16 protein-coding genes are annotated in these 19,900 nt (G+C 35.9%); 11 read left to right on the top strand and 5 right to left on the bottom strand.

Translation table 11 applies throughout. From position 1 onward, the window contains the following. Positions 1–331: 331 nt before the first annotated feature. Together HOO91_20220 and HOO91_20215 are read right to left on the bottom strand one after the other, a co-directional pair. Positions 332–511 carry a MarR family transcriptional regulator gene (locus tag HOO91_20220; protein NOU19891.1) on the bottom strand — a complete coding sequence of 60 codons (180 nt, stop codon included), beginning with the start codon at positions 509–511 and terminating at the stop codon, positions 332–334. A gap of 202 nt (positions 512–713) precedes the next feature. Continuing rightward, entirely contained in the window at positions 714–1,352 is a 639-nt protein-coding gene (locus tag HOO91_20215; GenBank protein ID NOU19890.1) for a cation transporter, read from the bottom strand. A gap of 176 nt (positions 1,353–1,528) precedes the next feature. Here HOO91_20215 and HOO91_20210 point away from each other — a divergent pair, with 176 nt between their 5' ends. From HOO91_20210 to clpB, 5 genes are all read left to right on the top strand, one after another. After that, positions 1,529–1,888, top strand: a complete 360-nt coding sequence (locus HOO91_20210) for a hypothetical protein (protein ID NOU19889.1) — start codon at positions 1,529–1,531, stop codon at positions 1,886–1,888. 160 nt (positions 1,889–2,048) lie between these two features. Then, a complete protein-coding gene (locus tag HOO91_20205; GenBank protein NOU19888.1) occupies positions 2,049–6,449 on the top strand; it encodes a CusA/CzcA family heavy metal efflux RND transporter in 4,401 nt (1,466 codons plus the stop codon). Between the two features lie 9 nt (positions 6,450–6,458). Then, positions 6,459–7,637, top strand: a complete 1,179-nt coding sequence (locus HOO91_20200; protein ID NOU19887.1) for an efflux RND transporter periplasmic adaptor subunit — start codon at positions 6,459–6,461, stop codon at positions 7,635–7,637. Positions 7,638–7,765: 128 nt separating this feature from the next. Then, positions 7,766–8,644, top strand: a complete 879-nt coding sequence (locus HOO91_20195; GenBank protein ID NOU19886.1) for a cation transporter — start codon at positions 7,766–7,768, stop codon at positions 8,642–8,644. Between the two features lie 177 nt (positions 8,645–8,821). Continuing rightward, the gene (gene clpB / locus HOO91_20190; GenBank protein ID NOU19885.1) at positions 8,822–11,410 is read left to right on the top strand and encodes an ATP-dependent chaperone ClpB; all 2,589 of its coding nucleotides are present in this window, start codon (positions 8,822–8,824) and stop codon (positions 11,408–11,410) included. 73 nt (positions 11,411–11,483) lie between these two features. On the opposite strand, the gene HOO91_20185 is transcribed toward clpB, so the two are convergent. Together HOO91_20185 and HOO91_20180 are read right to left on the bottom strand one after the other, a co-directional pair. Then, positions 11,484–11,819, bottom strand: a complete 336-nt coding sequence (locus HOO91_20185; GenBank protein NOU19884.1) for an STAS domain-containing protein — start codon at positions 11,817–11,819, stop codon at positions 11,484–11,486. Between the two features lie 12 nt (positions 11,820–11,831). Then, the gene (locus HOO91_20180) at positions 11,832–12,188 is read right to left on the bottom strand and encodes an Hpt domain-containing protein (GenBank protein ID NOU19883.1); all 357 of its coding nucleotides are present in this window, start codon (positions 12,186–12,188) and stop codon (positions 11,832–11,834) included. A gap of 391 nt (positions 12,189–12,579) precedes the next feature. Between HOO91_20180 and gcvT the strand changes: the two genes are divergently transcribed. From gcvT to HOO91_20150, 6 genes are all read left to right on the top strand, one after another. Further along, positions 12,580–13,686: a glycine cleavage system aminomethyltransferase GcvT gene (gene gcvT / locus HOO91_20175; GenBank protein ID NOU19882.1), complete on the top strand. Its 1,107-nt coding sequence runs from the start codon at positions 12,580–12,582 to the stop codon at positions 13,684–13,686. Between the two features lie 376 nt (positions 13,687–14,062). Then, positions 14,063–14,776, top strand: a complete 714-nt coding sequence (locus HOO91_20170) for a 2-phosphosulfolactate phosphatase (protein NOU19881.1) — start codon at positions 14,063–14,065, stop codon at positions 14,774–14,776. 169 nt (positions 14,777–14,945) lie between these two features. Then, positions 14,946–16,028 (top strand): 3-phosphoserine/phosphohydroxythreonine transaminase, encoded by a 1,083-nt coding sequence (gene serC / locus HOO91_20165; protein NOU19880.1) that lies wholly within the window; start codon positions 14,946–14,948, stop codon positions 16,026–16,028. A 94-nt stretch (positions 16,029–16,122) separates the two neighbouring features. Beyond that, positions 16,123–17,046 (top strand): 3-phosphoglycerate dehydrogenase, encoded by a 924-nt coding sequence (locus HOO91_20160; GenBank protein NOU19879.1) that lies wholly within the window; start codon positions 16,123–16,125, stop codon positions 17,044–17,046. 112 nt (positions 17,047–17,158) lie between these two features. Continuing rightward, positions 17,159–18,400 (top strand): DUF1015 domain-containing protein, encoded by a 1,242-nt coding sequence (locus HOO91_20155; protein NOU19878.1) that lies wholly within the window; start codon positions 17,159–17,161, stop codon positions 18,398–18,400. A gap of 146 nt (positions 18,401–18,546) precedes the next feature. Continuing rightward, positions 18,547–19,227, top strand: a complete 681-nt coding sequence (locus tag HOO91_20150) for a YggS family pyridoxal phosphate-dependent enzyme (protein NOU19877.1) — start codon at positions 18,547–18,549, stop codon at positions 19,225–19,227. A 43-nt stretch (positions 19,228–19,270) separates the two neighbouring features. Here the strand turns inward: HOO91_20150 and HOO91_20145 are convergent, their stop codons facing one another. Continuing rightward, the gene (locus HOO91_20145; protein NOU19876.1) at positions 19,271–19,816 is read right to left on the bottom strand and encodes a hypothetical protein; all 546 of its coding nucleotides are present in this window, start codon (positions 19,814–19,816) and stop codon (positions 19,271–19,273) included. Positions 19,817–19,900 lie beyond the last annotated feature (84 nt).

Here is a 19,900-nt window from a genome sequence, read left to right as displayed (position 1 = left end):
AAAAAAGGGTAGCTGCAATTGAGCTACCCCTAGATAACCTTTGGCTTAACTTTTGCCGTCGGTCGTTATTTGGCAACACAAAAATAATTATTCTATTTTACTTGCATATGTCTTAGAATGCTGAACTCACTTCGTTCGGTTCGCAAGCTCGGTCCTGAGCGAAGCGAAGGGTCTAATAGTTTATAAAACAGATACTTCACTTCGTTTAGCATGACAAAGCAACAATCTATTTCTATGCTGAGAATCAATATGCTATGTTTACATTGAACTCACGTAATTGTTAATCACTTTGGTATAATAATTAAAAAACCCCGATTTCTCGGGGTTGGCATTACTTTTTAATATCGTAAAAGCACCGAATAGGAGAGTGAAGTTTGTTTTCGGCAACCAATTTCTTAATTGCCTTTTCAACATCCTTTTTTTCAATTCCTGCAGCATCTGCAATTTCGCCAGCCTTCATAGCCTTACCGGCATCTTTTAAGGTTTTAAGTACTTTATCAGTAGTTTCCATGACGTTAAATTGTTTGTTTAGTGAGGTATTAAGTTACAGGGTTATTCAGTTAGTGAGTCAATACTCAAATGTATTAATTGAGTTGACAAGTTAAGAAATTCATTGTTTATAGTTTATATCAAAGTGGGAAAATTGAAAATTTAATATTTTACACCTGTAACCTATACTCCAACCAATTACCAATAACCTAATAACCCACTAACTAACTATGGCACCCACAAGAACATCCCATTTTCTCTGCCTTAGATTTTTCGAACGCTTCACGTCCTTCAGCAAATGCAAACCAAGCAATGCCGAGCGAACCGATAATATCAAACCACCTGATTCCAAAAAGTTCAAAAAGCAAACTTGAACCTAGCAGAATAAACGATAGATAGAAACAGGTTTTTGTGCAATTTGCATCGGCAATAATGGCATCGGAGTTCAGTTTGTGACCAATTCTAAGTTTGGCTTTCATCAAAAAATACATGGTGATTATTGAGATGGATGATATAATAATCCCAGCAATAGTGGTTTCTGGCTTTATTCCTTTGAAAACATTAATCAATGAGCCTACAATTAACCCAATTGTTAATAGATAAAAGGCCGTTCCAGTGATTTTAAGTGCTTGTCGTTCAAATTTATCGTAAGTTTCAGTTTTTGAGTGTTGCATACGAATAACCATATGCAGTACCCCAATTCCTGATATTACCTCAACAAAACTATCAACTCCAAAGCCCAAAAGGGCAAGAGTATCATCGCTTGCTCCAAAGAAAACCGAGAATAACCCCTCGACAATGTTGTAAACGATTGTTATTATGGCTAAAACCAATGCGATTCTTAGAAGTTTATTATTGTCCATTTTATTAGATTTCAGAAATCAGTTTATAGAATATAGATATAAAATATAACTCAAAGTTTAAACCATTTTTTCTTTAAATATCTAAATCAGTGTGTGAAAGAATATAACATTAAAGCAAAACAGATAAATGGAGTTAATGTTTGAAAGTTAAAAATAGGAGTTTTGACTAAATCATAATGGTCATTAGAAAAGTTCATCTAAAACAATTACTTTTGCAAGCAATGAAGTTTGTTGTTATTATATTCAGCATATTTATCGTATACTTGGTTTCTGTACCCTGTGTGGATGAAATAGTTTATGCAAGTAAATCGGTTATTGAACATTCTTCTCCTCAAGGAAGCCCCTGCAATCATAACGATCACGATGCATGTACTCCATTCTGCGTTTGCTCATGCTGTGGTGTGGTTGTAGTAATCTCACTAATCCATTTTGATAGCCTTCCGTATATGAAGTTGCAAGCAATAATAGAACCAATACAAAAAGAATTATTCTCAAATTTCTTTCAATCCTTTTGGCAACCGCCTAAAATTTCCTAATCAACCTTTCTACAGTCAATATTCTGTAAAGGATAATTTATTGACTTTATACTATTATTTCTATAGACTTTTAGACTATTAGACTATTAGTGTGAGAATAATTATGTATCACCTAACAGCCTAACAACCTAATACCTATTCTCCTAATTTTTTAAAAAAGATGATTGAAAGAATAATTAATTTTTCTCTTAAGAATAAGGCAATTATTGGACTATTCACCCTTGCGCTGATTGCATGGGGAATTTTTTCGCTAGTTCGTTTGCCCATTGATGCCGTTCCCGATATCACCAATAATCAGGTTCAGGTGATTTCGGTTGCTCCAACCCTAGCCGTTCAGGAAGTAGAACGGTTTATTACAACTCCCATTGAGGTTTCGATGGCTAACATTCCCGATGTGGTGGAATTGCGCTCCATTTCACGACTGGGTCTCTCTGTGGTTACCATTGTTTTCGAGGATCATGTTGATATCTATAAAGCTCGTATGCTTGTAGGTGAACGATTAAAAGAGGCCGAGGAGCAAATCCCCAATGGCATGACAAAACCCGAGATGGCTCCTGTTTCTACGGGTTTGGGGGAGATATTCCAGTACATCTTGCATCGTCAGCCGGGCTATGAGAAAAAGTATTCGGCTATGGATTTAAGAACTGTTCAGGATTGGATTGTTCGCCGTGAGATGCTTGGAACACCTGGTGTAGCTGATGTTAACAGCTATGGCGGATTTCTGAAACAGTACGTGGTATCTATCAATCCTGAGAAACTTCGTAGCATGAACCTAACATTAACTGATATTTTAGATGCTTTATCAAAAAACAACGAAAATACGGGAGGCGCTTATATCGATAAAAAACCAAATGCCTACTTTATCCGAGGAATTGGTTTAGCAACCTCGTTGGAGGATATTCAGCGGATTGTTGTAAAAAATAAAGAACATGGAATACCTGTTCTTATTCGCGATGTGGCAACTGTTCTGTTTGGTAGTGCCCCACGCTATGGCGCATTTGTTGCCGATACATCTGGCGAAGCCGTTGGGGGTGTTGTGATGATGCTGAAAGGTGCGAATGCACATCAAGTCATTGAAAATGTTAAAGATCGCATCACTATAATTGAAAAGAGTTTACCCGAAGGGGTAACAATCCAACCCTACTTGGATAGAACTAATTTGGTTAGTCGTTCCATTGGCACTGTTTCAAAAAACCTCATCGAAGGGGGCCTTATCGTAGTATTTGTCCTAGTTCTTCTTTTAGGAAACCTCAGGGCAGGGCTAATTGTGGCCTCTGTAATTCCCCTTTCAATGCTATTCGCAATATCATTAATGAACCTCTTTGGTGTTTCGGGCAACCTCATGAGTTTAGGTGCTATTGACTTCGGGTTGATTGTAGATGGAGCCGTAATCATTGTGGAGAGTGTTGTGCATCGAATTTATATGAGCAAAACACACCATCAAGGCGTTATTCGATTAACCCAACAGCAAATCGATGATGAAGTATTATCATCATCTAAACGTATGATGAGCTCTGCAACCTTTGGTCAAATTATCATACTAATTGTATATCTACCTATACTTGCATTGGTTGGTATTGAGGGCAAAATGTTTAGGCCAATGGCTGAGGTAGTTAGCTTTGCCATATTTGGTGCATTAATCCTATCGTTAACTTATGTACCCGTCGCATCTGCAATGTTTCTAAGCAAAAATCCTGTGCATAAACCCAATATTTCTGATAAAATCATGGATTATATCCATCGAGGTTTTACTCCAATAATAAATATTGCGCTCAGAAGCAAAAAGTGGGTAGTGATCATCTCAATAATAATGTTTATCGGTAGTATGTGGCTTTTTAACCGATTGGGAGGAGAGTTTCTTCCGCAACTCAACGAGGGTGACCTTGCCGCTGGGATTATGACTCTTCAGGGTAGTTCGCTTACAAATACAGTAGAAACGGTTGAAAAGGCTAATAAGATTCTACTTTCCAATTTTCCAGAGGTTAAACAAGCCGTTTGTAAAATTGGTTCAGCCGAGATTCCAACAGATCCAACACCTATGGAAACTGGGGATTATATTATTACTCTAAAAGATGAAAAAGAATGGACATCTGCCGAAACACGTGAGGAATTAATTGAGAAGATGGAGAAAGCCTTATCTATTCTTCCCGGTGTTAAGTTCGAGTTCCAACAACCCATTCAAATGCGTTTTAATGAGTTGATGACTGGCTCTAGACAAGATGTTGCCATAAAAATATTTGGTGATAATCTCGAAACCCTTGCTCTAAACGCATCAAAGGTTGAGCGTTTGATTCAACCAATACAAGGTGTACAAGATATTAATGTTGAAAAGGTTACAGGTCTACCACAAATTCAGATTGAATATAATCGTGATAAAATAGCACAATACGGACTTAATATTTCTGATATAAATCAACTTGTTAGGACTGCATTTGCAGGTAGCTCTGCAGGTGTAATATTTGAGGAGGAGAAACGATTCGATTTGGTTGTTCGTTTTGAAAAGGAGTTTAGGCAGGATTTAGAAAATGTCAAAAACCTTTACGTCTCTTTGCCTTCAGGAGGTCAAATCAACCTCGATCAACTTGCCGATGTTCAGATAAAAGCTGGTCCAGCACAAATATCACGTGAGAATACTAAACGTAGAATTACCATAGGTTTTAATGTTCGGGGTCGTGATGTTGAGAGTATTATCAAAGAGGTTCGTACAAAAATCGAGAAGAGTATCAAACTACCTCCGGGATACTTTGTAACGTATGGTGGCCAGTTCGAAAATCTTGTAGCTGCGAAGAATCGTTTAGCCGTGGCTGTTCCAGTTGCTTTGTTGCTGATATTCGTATTGCTTTTCTTCACCTTCCATTCATTTAAGCAAACGCTGCTCATTTATTCAGCAGTCCCACTATCTGCAATAGGTGGTGTGTTAGCACTATGGTTAAGGGATATGAATTTTAGCATCTCCGCAGGAGTTGGTTTTATTGCGCTATTCGGTGTCTCGGTATTGAATGGCATTGTGCTGATAGCCGAGTTTAATCGACTTGAGAAGGATGAAGGAATTATTGATATCTACGAAAGGGTACTTAAAGGTTTGAAAACCAGACTTCGCCCTGTTGTAATGACTGCTGCGGTTGCATCAATCGGATTTTTGCCTATGGCATTATCTACTTCAGCAGGAGCAGAGGTGCAAAAACCTTTGGCAACAGTGGTAATTGGCGGATTAATATCAGCAACACTTCTAACGTTAATCGTTTTGCCAGTTCTATATATAATTTTTTCGCAAAGGAAGAGTCGAAGAAAAATTAACATGGCAAATCCAATTATGCTGATTTTAGGGGTCATATCAATTAACCTTTTATTCACTCAGAATGCAAATGCTCAGCAAATGTCTCCAAAGATATTGACTCTGGAGAAGGCTATTTCAATCGCTGTTGATAGTAACCTGAACATTCGGTCAGCGGGCTATCAGGTTGAATTGCAGCGTGCACTTAAAGGTACGTCGTGGGATATTGGCAAAACCGATATTGATATTGAATACGGTCAGTTTAATTCTACAAATAAGGATAACGGGATAACTATCTCACAATCATTTGCTTTTCCCACTGTTTATACAGGACAGTATAAGTTGGCAAAAGCAAATATTAAAAGTAGTGAAATAGAATTTTCGATCACTAAAAACGAGATTGTAAATGGCGTGAAAACAACTTGGTGGAAGTTGACCTACTACTACTCTAAGCTAAGATTGTTGAGGTATCAGGATAGTCTTTACACTGGGTTTACCAACGCTGCAAATAGAAGGGCACAAACAGGCGAAACCAACATGCTTGAGAAGATTAGTGCTGAATCTCAAAGCCTTGAAGTTCGCAACCTTTTAATGCAAACAAAGGCTGATGTTGAGATTTATAAAAAACGACTTCAAACACTCCTAAACACTAGGCAAACTATATCAATAATCGATACAGTTTTGACAAAGCTTAGTATTAATATAAATGCGGATAGCATTTCTTTTGTATCAAATCCTGCATTAGCCAGCTATGAGCAAAAGGTAGAAGTGGCTCGACTCGAATCAAAGGTTGAGAAATCTAAAATACTTCCCGATTTTAAGATTGGCTACTTTAGCCAGTCAATTATTGGTGCTCAGGAGATAAATGGGGTAACCCATAACTATACATCATCTGATAGGTTCACTGGTATTCAGGCAGGTATTTCTATACCTCTTTGGTTCTACCCACAAGCAGCAAAAATTAAAGCGGCAAAGATTAATCATAGCATTGCCAAGGCTAACGCTGAATATTCTAAAACTGCTCTCTCTGGTGAATTTGAGTCGCTATTGCAGGAATACAGCAAGTACAAGAATAATATTGATTACTACGAGAAATTAGCATTACCTCAAGCGGATATGATTATCAATCAATCGACTAAGAGTTATCGTGCTGGAGCAATGGATTATCTTGCATATATCCAGAGCCTTTCGCAGGCTTTGCTGATCAAGAACAACTATCTTGAAACGCTCAATTTATATAATCAATCGGTAATTGCTATTGAATTTTTAGTAGGTAAAAATAAATAATTTGAAAAAATGAATAAATTTAAAATATTAACCGCATTCGCATTTAGCGTAATCCTCTTAACATCATGTGGCAGTAAGCCAAAGGAAACAGAAGCAAAAGAGGTTGAGGTGTTACCTGAAAACATCGTTGAACTAAGTGCTGATCAATTTAAAGTTGCAGGCATTGTTTATGGTTCAATTGAACAAAAAACCTTGAGTAATACTGTAAAAGCGAATGGAATAATTACGGTATCCCCTCAGAATTTAGCATCAATTTGTGCACCTCTCGGAGGATTTATCAGAAATACGGATTTGGTTGTTGGAAGCCCCGTTCGAAAGGGTCAAACATTGGCAATTATTGAAAACCCTGAGTTTATTGAACTTCAACAAAACTATCTTGAAGCAAAAAGTAAACTTGAATTTGCTGAGGGTGAATACAATCGTCATAAAGAACTTTTTAAAGATGATGTTTATTCTGCGCAAAATTTTCAAGAGGTTACATCAAACTATAAAAGTTTGAAAACACAGGTGAATGCTCTTGCCCAAAAACTTGAAATGGTTGGAATTAATCCATCAAAATTACAAGAGGATAATATCTCACGTAATGTCTCATTACCTTCGCCAATTAGTGGGTATGTGAAAGTAGTGAATGTTAACATTGGAAAATTTGTAGCCCCAACCGATGTTATTTTCGAAATTGTTAATACCGATAGGCTTACAATTGAGTTAACCCTTTTTGAAAAGGACATTAACAAGGTTAATATTGGACAAAAGTTACGCTTTTCGATGCTTGATGGAGAAACCCAGTATACTGCAAGCATTACACATGTTGGTAGATCGATTGATGCTGATAAAACAGTTAAAGTCTATGCTTCGATAGGTGAAAATTCTGCTAGCATATTACCTGGAATGTATGTGAATTCATGGATTGAAACATCTTCAAACTCTCTTGCTACTTTGCCTACAGAGGCAATTATCCAATTCGATGAAAAGGAGTACATCTTTGTTTTTGAAAAGGATAAGGAGGAGAACGGCAAACCATTCACCGAGTTCAAAATGGTAGAGGTCAAGAAGGGCTTATCTGATGGAGGTTATACCGAGGTTATTCTACCAAAAGAGTTTGACCTTGCTATTATAAAGGTTGTAGTTAAGGGCGCATATAACCTTATGGCAGCTAAAAAGAATGCTGGTGAGATGAGTTGCGGGTAAATAAATATCTCTGTGCCTATTTGTTTATTCTCAGTGTCACACTGTGTTATAGTTTTATTTCACAGTGTGATGCTGAGAATTAAACTTTATACCCTTTAAAGCGTTTTTATAGATATATTCTATTAACAATGACTCATCAACATACAAATAATAATAGCATTAGTAAATCACTGAAAATAGGGATTTTTATAAACCTAGTATTTATTGTAGTTGAAGTATTATTCGGTTTTTTTGCCAATTCTATGGCCCTAATTGCTGATGCTGGGCATAACTTCAGCGATGTGGTGGTTCTAATATTCTCTTGGTTTGCCATACTTATAACACAACGTAAGCCTACAGAGCGGTATACTTATGGATTGAGAAAATCAACAATCCTTATTGCAATTTTAAATACTCTAATATTAATAGTTACAGTTGGTTTTATTGCTTGGGGGGCAATTACAAGATTTAACGCCGTAATCGAGGTGAAAAGTTATTTAGTAATGATAATTGCATCTCTCGGTATTATTGTTAATGGATTTACAGCATGGCTTTTCGCAAAAGGAAGAGAACACGATCTAAATATTAAAAGTGCTTTTTTGCACTTAATTGCCGATATGCTAGTTTCATTGGGGGTTGTTGTGGCGGCAGTTATTATTTCCTATACTGGACTGGGTTGGATTGATCCGCTAGTTAGCTTAATAATAGCAGCCTTTATCCTTTATAGCACTTACAATCTGCTAATCGACTCAATAAACCTCGCATTGGATGCAGTTCCAAAAAATATCGATATAGTTTCAATACAGGATTACTTTGCAAATCATGATAAAATAGAATCTTTCCACGATTTACATATTTGGGCTCTAAGTACTTCTGAAACAGCACTAACTGTTCACCTTGTTGTAGGTTGTGTTGATGATAGTTTTATTCATAATACCACAGATTACATACGCAAAACGTTCAATATCAACCATTGTACTATACAAGTTGAGCAAACATCTCAAAGAACATGCTTCATGTGTAGTTAAATACAGTTTCTTTCATTTTTATCTGATGCGGATAAATTGAGTTTCACGTTTTTTGTCCTATCTCTTTAAAGTTGATGCGTCAAAATGGCTTACATTTGCTAGTACCACTGTCTTTTTGGCTTCTATTTTGCTTTGGCAATTGATTTGAATATCTAGGTATGTTTAAATCTATATGTTATGAACCTGAATAATTTTACAATAAAATCTCAAGAAGCTATTCAACAAGCCTTTTCAATTGCACAAGGGTACAACCATCAAGCAGTTGAACCTGTACATTTGCTTAAAGGTATTATAAGTCAAAGTGAGAGCATTGTTGGTTTCATCCTAAGAAAATTAGGGGTAAACCCTTCAACCTTTGATGCAGTGCTCACTAAAATGCTCGAATCCTACCCGAAAGTAAGTGGTGGCGATCAATTTTTAAGTTCATCAGCAAATAGGGTGCTTCAAAAATCTATTGATTTTAGTAAGGAATTAGGAGATCAGTTCGTTTCTGTTGAGCATATTTTTCAAGGTCTTCTTACTGCTGGTGATCAAGTATCACAGATGATGAAGGATGCTGGTATTACTGAGAAAGAGTTGAAATTGGCTATTGCAGAACTTAGAAAAGGTGCCAAAGTTAATAGCCAAACGGCTGAGGAGACTTACGATGCACTTAACCGATTTGCAATCAACCTGAATGAAATGGCTCGTTCTGGCAAACTTGATCCTGTAATTGGCCGTGATGATGAAATCCGAAGGGTTTTGCAAATTCTTAATCGACGTACAAAGAATAACCCTATTCTGATTGGTGAGCCAGGTGTAGGAAAAACTGCTATAGCAGAGGGCATTGCTCATCGAATTGTTAGCGGAGATGTTCCTGAAAATTTAAAATCAAAACTAATATTTTCTCTTGACATGGGAGCCCTAATTGCTGGTGCTAAGTACAAGGGAGAGTTTGAGGAGCGTTTAAAATCAGTGATCAAAGAGGTGGTTTCATCGAATGGTGAGGTGGTTCTTTTTATCGATGAAATTCATACACTTGTTGGGGCAGGAAGAGGCGATGGAGCAATGGATGCAGCCAATATCCTTAAACCAGCACTTGCCCGTGGTGAACTTCGTGCAATTGGCGCAACTACACTCGATGAGTATCAGAAGTATTTTGAAAAGGATAAAGCACTCGAGCGACGTTTTCAAAGCGTTATGGTTGATGAACCTGATATACTTAGTGCAATATCAATTTTGAGAGGACTAAAGGAACGCTATGAAAGTTATCATTCCATTCGTATAAAGGATGAAGCGATCATTGCTGCTGTTGAACTTTCTAATCGTTATGTAACTAACCGTTTTTTGCCCGATAAAGCAATTGATTTGATTGACGAGGCTGCTTCAAAACTTCGTCTTGAGATGAACTCAGTACCTGAGAATATTGACGCAATTGAACGTAAGATTAAGCAACTTGAGATTGAACGAGAGGCTATTAAACGCGAAGGGGATAAGGAGAAGTTGGATGATCTTGGTAAAGACATAGCCAATTTTAACGAGGAAAGAACTAGGCTTCGTGCTAAATGGCAGAACGAGAAGAATATCATCGACTCTATTCAAAAAAATAAACAGAATATCGAAAGTTTTAAACTAGAAGCAGATGAGTCAGAGCGTCGAGGCGATTATGGTCGTGTTGCTGAACTGCGATATGGAAAAATCAAAGAGGCAGAAAATAGCATTGAAAACCTTAAAAAGGAGTTAACAACAATTCAATCGGACTATGCTTTGATAAAAGAGGAGGTAGATGCTGAGGATGTTGCCGAGGTGGTTTCGCGTTGGACAGGTATTCCTGTTAGCAGAATGTTGCAAAGCGAAAAGGATAAATTGCTTAAACTTGAGGAAGAACTTCACCAGCGAGTTGTAGGACAGGATGAGGCGATTTCTGCAGTTGCAGATGCGGTTCGAAGGAGTAGAGCAGGATTGCAAGATGTAAAACGACCAATTGGTTCGTTCATATTTCTAGGTACTACTGGTGTTGGCAAAACGGAGCTTGCTAAAGCTCTTGCCGAGTTCCTATTTGACGATGAGAATCTGATAACCCGCATTGATATGAGTGAGTATCAGGAGCGTCATTCCGTATCACGACTCATTGGAGCACCTCCAGGTTACGTTGGTTACGATGAGGGTGGTCAGCTCACCGAGGCTGTAAGGCACAAACCTTACTCAGTAATACTTCTCGATGAAATCGAAAAAGCGCATCCTGATGTTTTTAATATTCTACTTCAAGTATTAGATGATGGTCGTTTAACGGATAATAAGGGTCGAACGATTGATTTTAAGAATACAATCATCATTATGACCTCAAACATTGGTTCACATATTATTCAGGAGAACCTTGCATCTGTAAAACCAAAGGATAGCGAAGAAGCCTTTGAACGTACACGTAGAATGGTTTTCGACTTGTTGAAACAAACTATCCGGCCAGAGTTCTTGAATCGTGTGGATGAGATAATAATGTTCACCTCTTTAAGCCACAAAGAGATTCGTCAAATTGTCCTAATGCAATTTGAGAGGGTAAAACACATGCTTGCACAGAATAATGTAACTGTTGAAATTACCGATAGTGCTATCGATTGGATTGCTAATCAGGGATTCGACCCTTTATACGGAGCACGCCCTTTAAAGCGGTTGATGCAGAAGCATATACTTAATGAACTATCAAAGCAAATTCTTGCAGGTAAAGTGGATAAGGATAAAATTATTACTATCGATTACTTTGATAGTAATGAGTTAGTATTTAGGTAAAATACATTCAATTGATCTTAAAAGAGCCACCTCAGTTTACTTTTGAGACGGCTTTTTTATTTACAGATCGAAATTAATCGAAACTTTTCAGACAATCATCTAAATTATTTCTAATATCAAAAACAGTTTGCAACTGTAAAAGTTTAACCAGTTCCATTACTTCTGGGGAGATGTTGCAGAGTTTAAGTAGGCTTTGGTTGGTCTTACATGTTCGGAGAATGGATAACAACATACCAAATCCAGTACTATCAATATAGTTGATTCCTTCAAGATTCATCACTAGTTTTGAATGTGGAGTGATAAGTTTTGTTACCTCAACTTTTATTTTTTGTGATACAGTAACATTTATCTTATTGTCCAGGTTGAAGGATACAACCATTACATTTCCAATATTATCTAATTTAAGCATGGCGCTTTGGTTTTATTTTAAGTTGATTAGTATATTATTTAGTTCAATTATAGCCTCACCAGAAATACTTTTAAACTTTGATATGTATACGGGATAATTATCGACATTTTTACCTTCCTTGGCAATATTCTCAAGAACCTTCATATCTGCACTTAATTCACTAATTCCCATCATTGCAACTGAACTCTTAATTTTGTGAGCAAGTTTACCAAGTGAAATATAATCGCCATTCTGGTAAAAATTATCTAATTGCTCGGAAAAAGTAGGGACTTGATTAATAAACATGCTTATTAAATCACGAACTAAATCCGTACTACCATCTGATATTTCTTTCAAATACTCAAGATTTATATGTTTAAAATTCTCCATTATAGATCTATAAGTACAATTATTTTTTTGATTGATGATTATTATCTTAATGCAAAAATAAATTAACCTTTCATCTTTCAAGCATTAAAATGAAAAAAAAATGTTTTTTGGCATATTATTTCGATAAATTAGAGTAAACCATTTCAACCATTGATTAATGCAATCCCTAGTTTTTAAGAGGTAAAAAAAACGATGTTGATGATTATTAAAAAAAATGTAGTTTTGTATTTCAAAAAAAATCAACTGTAAATTTATTATGAAATGCCCATTTAATACTTCTTACCAAATGCAATAATTTAAAGTATGGGTATTCCATGTGAGTTGACGTGAAAATTTGCAAACAACTATAAATTAAGGTTTATCAAACATCTAATTATAAAAATTTAAACACATGAAAACTACTCCATTTACACAATACCACATCGATTTAGGTGCAAAAATGGCTGAGTTTGCTGGCTATAACATGCCAATTGAATATTCGGGAATCAATGATGAACACATCACTGTACGCGAAAAACTAGGCGTTTTTGACGTAACCCATATGGGTGAGATTTGGGTGAAAGGACCTAAAGCTATGGATTTTATTCAATATGTTACAAGTAATGATGCCTCTGTTCTTTTCGATGGCAAGGTGCAATACAGCTGCTTCCCCAACGGTAAGGGCGGTATTGTTGATGATCTCCTTGTTTATCGTGTTGATAGCGTAACATACCTATTAGTAGTGAATGCCTCTAATATGGAAAAGGATTGGAATTGGCTTTGTGAAAACAGTAAAAAATTTGGCTTAGTAATTGGAAAAGATCTTTACAATGCTTCTGATGAAACCGCACAATTAGCAATACAAGGACCTCTTGCACTTAAGGCGATGCAAAAGTTAACTACTGCCAATGTTGTTGATATGGAGTATTATACATTCAAAATGATTCCATTTGCTGGTATTAAGGAGGTGATTTTTGCTACAACAGGTTACACCGGAGCTGGTGGATGCGAGATTTACTGTGCTAACGAGGATGCACCAAAACTTTGGAAGGCTGTTTTTGAAGCAGGCAAGGAGTTTGGTATTAAACCAATTGGTCTAGGTGCTCGCGATACCCTTCGTTTGGAGATGGGTTTTTGTTTGTATGGAAACGATATGGATGATTCAGTTTCTTCGATTGAGGCTGGTTTAGGTTGGATAACCAAATTTGTTGATGGCAAAGATTTTATCAATCGTGATATTTGGGAGAAACATAAAAAAGAAGGCACCGATAAAATGTTGAAAGGATTTATTATGATTGATCGAGGTATTCCTCGCCATAATTACCTTATTTTCGATGCTCAGGAGAATGAAATAGGCCATGTAACTTCGGGTACCATGTCTCCAATGAGCAAACAGGGCATAGGCATGGGATACCTGAAAAAAGGATTCTGGAAAGAAGGTACTGAAATTTATATTGGTATTAGAGACAAGAAACTTAAAGCAAAGGTTGTAAAACCACCATTTCATTTGGCTAAATAATATAACCTCATAATTTTTTGAAGGGTTCCGATTTAGGAACCCTTTTTTACTATAATTTAATCTCTTTAGGTTAATTCCTCGAAGCTCTGCTTCGATAGAATAAATGGCTTCCAAATAATACCTCGACAGCTCTGCTGCGAGGTAGTTTATTAGTGAAAATTTTAATAATCAGGATTTTGATGTTTACTATTGAATCCTTCTGGAATGCATTAATTTAAGGTAAATTGAGTTTTTGATAAGGTTTATTGGAAATTGTTCAGATTTCAGAACCACAAGAAGACTTTACATGAAGATAAAAATGTTTTTTTATTCTTTACTAAAAGATAACTTTTTGTCTTATTTACTACATTTGCGGGCAATTAATTAACAATTATTCATGAATTTAATTGAGGTAAGTTTTTCAACAGATCTTTTTAAACACTACGATTGTAAAGGCAAAATTGTAGTTGTTGTCGATGTCCTTAGGGCTACTTCTGTAATTTGTACCATGTTTCATAATGGGGTAAAGGAAATAATTCCCGTTAGAAGTGTTGACGAAGCTCAAAGATACAAGGAACAGGGTTTTATGGTTGTTGCCGAAAGGGATGGTAAAAAGTTAGATTTTGCCGATTTTGGGAACTCACCATTTTACTTTATCAAAGAAGTTGTAAGTGGTAAAACAATAGTATATAGTACTACAAACGGTACAAATGCAATCACCATTGGAAAAGAAGCTGATCAGGTTATAATTGGATCGTTTTTAAATATATCAGCAGTAACGAATTATCTTTTAGGTCAAGGTAAAGATGTAATTATCCTTTGTTCAGGATGGAAGGGGAAATTTTGTATCGAAGATTCATTACTCGCAGGGTTATTATCTAAAAACCTTCTTGACAATAAAAATTTTACAACCAAGTGCGATTCTGTATACACCGCTATTGATATGTGGAGAATAGCTAAGGATGATTTGAATACTTATATAGAAAAGGCAGCACAAAAACATAGACTTAAAAAACTTGGATTAGATGATGTGATCGGATACTGTTTGACTTTAGATACCACCTCTATTGTACCTATTTTAAATGGCGACCGAATTATTCCAATTAAGTGATAGAATTTTTTTATTGTGAAATTCTAAATTTTATTATTTTATGAACACAACTTATAGTTTTTGTAGGTTTTGGCAAACTTTGATTCCTAATTACTAGGAATTTTAAAAAATAAGTAAGAATTTTGACATTGCAATAAAATTTGAATTACAAATTAAAAGTATATATAACATGAAAAAACATAATTTTAACGCTGGTCCTTGTATACTGCCACAACCAGCAATTGAAGCCACAATCAATGCCATTCGCGATTTCGACAATACCGGAATCGGTTTGTTAGAAATTTCTCACCGTACCCCAGGTTGGGAAAAAGTAATGGCTGAAACTGAGCAACTTTGGAGAGATCTGTTAAACATTCCCAATGAATATGCGGTAATGTTTCTTGGTGGTGGTGCTTCAACACAATTCTATGCAGTAGCAGCAAATCTACTTAAGAAAAAAGCAGCTTATTTAGAAACTGGTGTTTGGGCTAAAAAAGCCATAAAAGAAGCTAAGTTCTATGGAGAGGTTGAAGTTGTTGCCTCATCTACTGATAAGAATTTCAGCTATGTACCAAAAGGCTATAAAATTCCTACCGATGCTGATTACTTCCACATCACAACCAACAACACCATTTATGGTACCGAAATAAAAACTGATATCGATTGCCCTATTAATTTGGTTGCTGATATGAGTTCTGATATCATGAGTCGTCCAGTTGATATTAAGAAATATGCATTAATCTACGGCGGAGCTCAGAAAAATGTTGGTCCTGCTGGTGTAACTTTCGTTATTGTTCGTAAAGATATTTTGGGAAAAGCAGAAAGAAAACTTCCAAGTATGGTGGATTACAAAACCCATATTGGCGAAGAAGCTAAAGATAATTCGATGTACAACACACCTCCAGTCATTTCAATTTATGTTATGTACGAAACTTTGAAATGGGTTAAATCTTTAGGTGGCGTTGCTGCAATGCATAAAATCAATAATCAAAAAGCCGATTTACTTTATGCTGAAATTGATAGAAACAAAATGTTCATGGGTACTGCCGCTAAGGAAGATCGCTCAATCATGAATGTTTGTTTTGTTATGGCTGAGCAATATAAGGATAAAGAGGCTGCATTTATGGATTTTGCTAAGAAAGCAGGAATGGTTGGAATTAAGGGACACCGTTCAGTTGGTGGATTCCGCGCTTCTATTTACAATGCTTGTCCAATAGAGAGCGTTCAGGCTTTAGTTGATTGTATGAAAGAATTTGAAAAGCAAAATGCTTAATTAATATAGATAAAATAGAAAGGTTGAATGGCTGAATGCTGTTCAACCTTTTTTATATCACCTAAAAACCTAATTTAACTTAACAATAACCAACATGGCAAAAGTACTTGTAGCAACTGAGAAACCTTTCGCAAAGGTTGCAGTTGAGGGTATCAAAAAAATAGTTGAAGAAGCTGGGTTCACCTTTGCTCTTCTTGAGAAATATACAGATCCTAATGACCTTGTAAAAGCAGTTGTTGATGCTGATGCGCTTATCGTTCGTAGCGATAAAGTTTCCAAAGAGGTTGTTGAAGCAGGAAGAAATTTAAAGATTGTTGTACGCGCTGGTGCTGGTTACGATAACTTAGACTTAGCAGCTTGTACTGCAAAAGGAGTTGTTGCAATGAATACTCCAGGTCAGAACTCAAATGCTGTTGCCGAATTGGCAATTGGCATGATGATATACATGGCACGTGGCCTTTTCCAACCCGGTACAGGAACTGAAATTATGGGTAAGAAACTTGGTATTCATGCTTATGGTAATGTAGGTAAACTTGTTGCAAAGTATGGTAAAGGTTTTGGAATGGAAGTTTACGCATTTGATCCATTTGTTGCTAAGGAAGAAATGGAAAAAGATGGAGTTAAAGTAGTTGCTACTATTGAGGAATTATACAGTAAGTGCGATTATGTATCGTTACACATACCTGCAAACGATAAAACTAAAAAATCGATTAATTACGATTTACTAACCAAAATGCCAAAGGGTGCTGCCCTTATCAATACTGCTCGTAAAGAGGTTATTGACGAGGAAGGTTTAAAAAAGGCTTTTGCTGAACGTACAGATCTGAAATATGCTACAGATATTATGGCTGATTGTAATGCAGAATTGGTAGAAAAATTTCCAGGTAGAGTATTTTCAACTCCAAAGAAAATGGGAGCTGAAACTGCTGAAGCCAATATCAATGCAGGACTTGCATCTGCTCGTCAGATAGTAGCCTTCATTAAGAAAGGCGATAAAACATATCAGGTAAATAAGTAAAATAATTCTTTATGATTTATCTTTGCGTCTTTCTGTCTTAGCGTTTAAAATCAAATGCCAAGACGCTAAGGCGCAAAGTTTTTTAGTAGCATTAATAAATCAAATTTAAGAAATGGTAAAAATAAAATCTTTTAAGGGTATTCGCCCACCCAAGGAATTTGCTAAAGAGGTAGCATCACGCCCTTATGATGTGCTAAATTCGGTTGAGGCTAAAGCAGAAGCAGGGGAGAAGTCACTTCTTCATATTATTAAACCTGAAATCGATTTTGATCCCATTATCGATGAGCATACTCAGCAAGCTTATGATAAAGCGGTTGAGAATTTTAAGAAATGGCGTGCGAAGGGATGGCTTGTTAAAGAGAATGAGGAAAAATATTACGTTTACGCTCAAACAATGGAAGGTCGCACTCAGTATGGATTGGTTGCTTGCTGCCATTTTGAGGATTACATGGAGGGTAAAATTAAGAAACATGAGCTAACTCGTCCGGATAAGGAGGAGGATAGAATGATACATGTTCGTAACCAGAATGCTAATATTGAACCTGTTTTCTTTGCATACCCTGCCGTTAAAGAGATGGATCAAATTGTTGAAAACGTTGTAAAGAATAACAAACCCATTTACGATTTTGTAGCTGCTGATGGTTTTGGTCACCACTTTTGGGTAATAGATGATGCATCAGTAAATAAGCAGATTACTGAATTGTTTGCAAAAGTTCCCGCTTTATACGTTGCTGATGGTCATCATCGTACTGCAGCAGCAGCAAGAGTTGCACAAGAAAAGAAGGCTGCTAATCCAAATCATACTGGGAAGGAAGAGTATAATTACTTTTTAGCAGTAATTTTCCCAGATGATCAGTTAAGGATTATTGATTACAATCGAGTAATTAAAGATCTTAATGGCTTATCATCTGCTCAGCTAATCGAAAAATTAAATAAGAGTTTTGATGTTAAAGAGATGGGTAAAGAAATCTACTCTCCAAGTAAACTACATAACTTTAGCATGTACCTTGAAGGCAAGTGGTATTCATTAACATCAAAACCCGGTACTTACAACGATAACGATCCTATTGGAATTCTTGATGTAACAATCCTATCAAACATGGTTCTTGAACCCATATTTGATATTAAAGACTTAAGAACATCAAAGCGTATCGATTTTGTTGGTGGTATTCGTGGTTTAGGCGAATTAAGTAAGCGTGTTGATAGCGGTGAGATGAAGGTCGCATTTGCTCTCTATCCCGTTTCAATGAAACAACTAATTGATATAGCCGATACTGGTAACATTATGCCTCCAAAAACAACTTGGTTTGAACCAAAGTTACGGAGTGGACTTGTAATTCACGAACTTGAATAGATAATAGAAGCCCCGATTTTTGGGGCTTCTTAATTTTTATCAGGTTCGGTGTAGAATTACTATTCGTTTTTTTTTGTCTTTTTGGGTTTTAGATCTTTCTTGCTACTTGTACTAATCATTACTATTTTTGTATAAAACCTTCACGTATGAGCGTTAATTCAAATCTTAAGAAAATTAAATCGAGTTTGCCCGCTAATGTAAAGCTTGTAGCTATCTCAAAAACCCATCCAGCAGAGGTTGTAATGGAGGCATATAATGCTGGACAAAGGATTTTTGGTGAGAATAAGGTTCAGGAGATGGTTACGAAATACGAAGTTTTGCCAAAAGATATTGAATGGCACTTGGTTGGTCATTTACAATCAAACAAGGTAAAATATATTGTCCCATTTGTTAGTTTAATTCACTCTATTGATAGTTTAAAACTTTTAGGTGTAATTAATAAGGAGGCTGAAAAAGAAGGTAAGATAATTGATTGCTTGCTTCAGATGTATATTGCCACAGAAGAAACAAAGTTTGGACTTTCATCCGAAGAGCTTGAGGAACTTCTAAAATCTCCTGAGTATCAGAAAATGAAAAATATTAGGGTGGTTGGATTAATGGGTATGGCTTCTTTTACTGAAAATATAGAGAAAGTAAAATCAGAGTTCCGTTATTTAACTAATACATTTAAACATATTAAGGATTTGTGTTTCATAGATATTCCAGATTTTAAAGAAATCTCTATGGGAATGTCAGGCGATTATGAAATCGCCATTGAAGAAGGAAGCACAATGGTGAGAATTGGTAGTAGTATCTTTGGGTATAGAAACTATACGGTAAAACAGTAACGTTTAGTTCAACAAGTTATTACATTGCCATAATTCGTACGAGTTAATCTTTCCCATTTCTCTTAAAGTTTTCAAGCATAGCCATCATTTCAGTAAGTAATGTTTGCTTTTCCAAAGGTGTAACTTTTAACTTTGATTCAATTGTCGCTATGTACAAATTAATATTGTCCTGATTAACATTCCCAATTGAATTTTCAATTACAGTAAAAGCTTCAAACGCAGTCTGATAATCTCCATTGAATAGAATATCAAAGAATACGGGTAACTCTTCACTAAAATCAAGACTGCTTTGCCAACATGCTGAAACCAAACCAGTAGTATACTTATCTGTAATGTGTTTTTGAATAGACTTGGTGATTATTATCACTGCAACTTGGTTTTTAATATCCCGTATAAACTCAAGTATCGAGTTTTTTAGCGCTTGACCTCTATTAGAATAAAGCATTTCAATTAATGGTTCAACAATAAAAAGTTCACCATTTACCCTAAATTCCTGAATTAACGAAATAACCTGTTCGTCATTCATGGAAATTAGGTTTTTAGTAACTACTTGCTGTTTTTCTGAAAATTGATAGTTTGGAATGTCCATATTGATTGAAAAATTTGTGCAAAGTTAAATATTCATTTAATTTAACCATTAGGCATAATAAAATATTAAATATCATATTATCAG

The organism is Bacteroidales bacterium (genome assembly GCA_013141385.1).
Taxonomy (GTDB): Bacteria; Bacteroidota; Bacteroidia; order Bacteroidales; family Tenuifilaceae; genus UBA8529.
The sequence above is the reverse complement of the archived record's forward strand: the minus strand, read 5'-3'. Positions and strand labels throughout refer to the sequence as shown.

Coding starts and splice junctions, on each gene's coding strand:
- HOO91_20220 (NOU19891.1), bottom strand. CDS start 511: ATGGAAACTACTGATAAAGTACTTAAAACCTTAAAAGATGCCGGTAAG.
- HOO91_20215 (NOU19890.1), bottom strand. CDS start 1,352: ATGGACAATAATAAACTTCTAAGAATCGCATTGGTTTTAGCCATAATA.
- HOO91_20210 (NOU19889.1), top strand. CDS start 1,529: ATGGTCATTAGAAAAGTTCATCTAAAACAATTACTTTTGCAAGCAATG.
- HOO91_20205 (NOU19888.1), top strand. CDS start 2,049: ATGATTGAAAGAATAATTAATTTTTCTCTTAAGAATAAGGCAATTATT.
- HOO91_20200 (NOU19887.1), top strand. CDS start 6,459: ATGAATAAATTTAAAATATTAACCGCATTCGCATTTAGCGTAATCCTC.
- HOO91_20195 (NOU19886.1), top strand. CDS start 7,766: ATGACTCATCAACATACAAATAATAATAGCATTAGTAAATCACTGAAA.
- clpB (NOU19885.1), top strand. CDS start 8,822: ATGAACCTGAATAATTTTACAATAAAATCTCAAGAAGCTATTCAACAA.
- HOO91_20185 (NOU19884.1), bottom strand. CDS start 11,819: ATGCTTAAATTAGATAATATTGGAAATGTAATGGTTGTATCCTTCAAC.
- HOO91_20180 (NOU19883.1), bottom strand. CDS start 12,188: ATGGAGAATTTTAAACATATAAATCTTGAGTATTTGAAAGAAATATCA.
- gcvT (NOU19882.1), top strand. CDS start 12,580: ATGAAAACTACTCCATTTACACAATACCACATCGATTTAGGTGCAAAA.
- HOO91_20170 (NOU19881.1), top strand. CDS start 14,063: ATGAATTTAATTGAGGTAAGTTTTTCAACAGATCTTTTTAAACACTAC.
- serC (NOU19880.1), top strand. CDS start 14,946: ATGAAAAAACATAATTTTAACGCTGGTCCTTGTATACTGCCACAACCA.
- HOO91_20160 (NOU19879.1), top strand. CDS start 16,123: ATGGCAAAAGTACTTGTAGCAACTGAGAAACCTTTCGCAAAGGTTGCA.
- HOO91_20155 (NOU19878.1), top strand. CDS start 17,159: ATGGTAAAAATAAAATCTTTTAAGGGTATTCGCCCACCCAAGGAATTT.
- HOO91_20150 (NOU19877.1), top strand. CDS start 18,547: ATGAGCGTTAATTCAAATCTTAAGAAAATTAAATCGAGTTTGCCCGCT.
- HOO91_20145 (NOU19876.1), bottom strand. CDS start 19,816: ATGGACATTCCAAACTATCAATTTTCAGAAAAACAGCAAGTAGTTACT.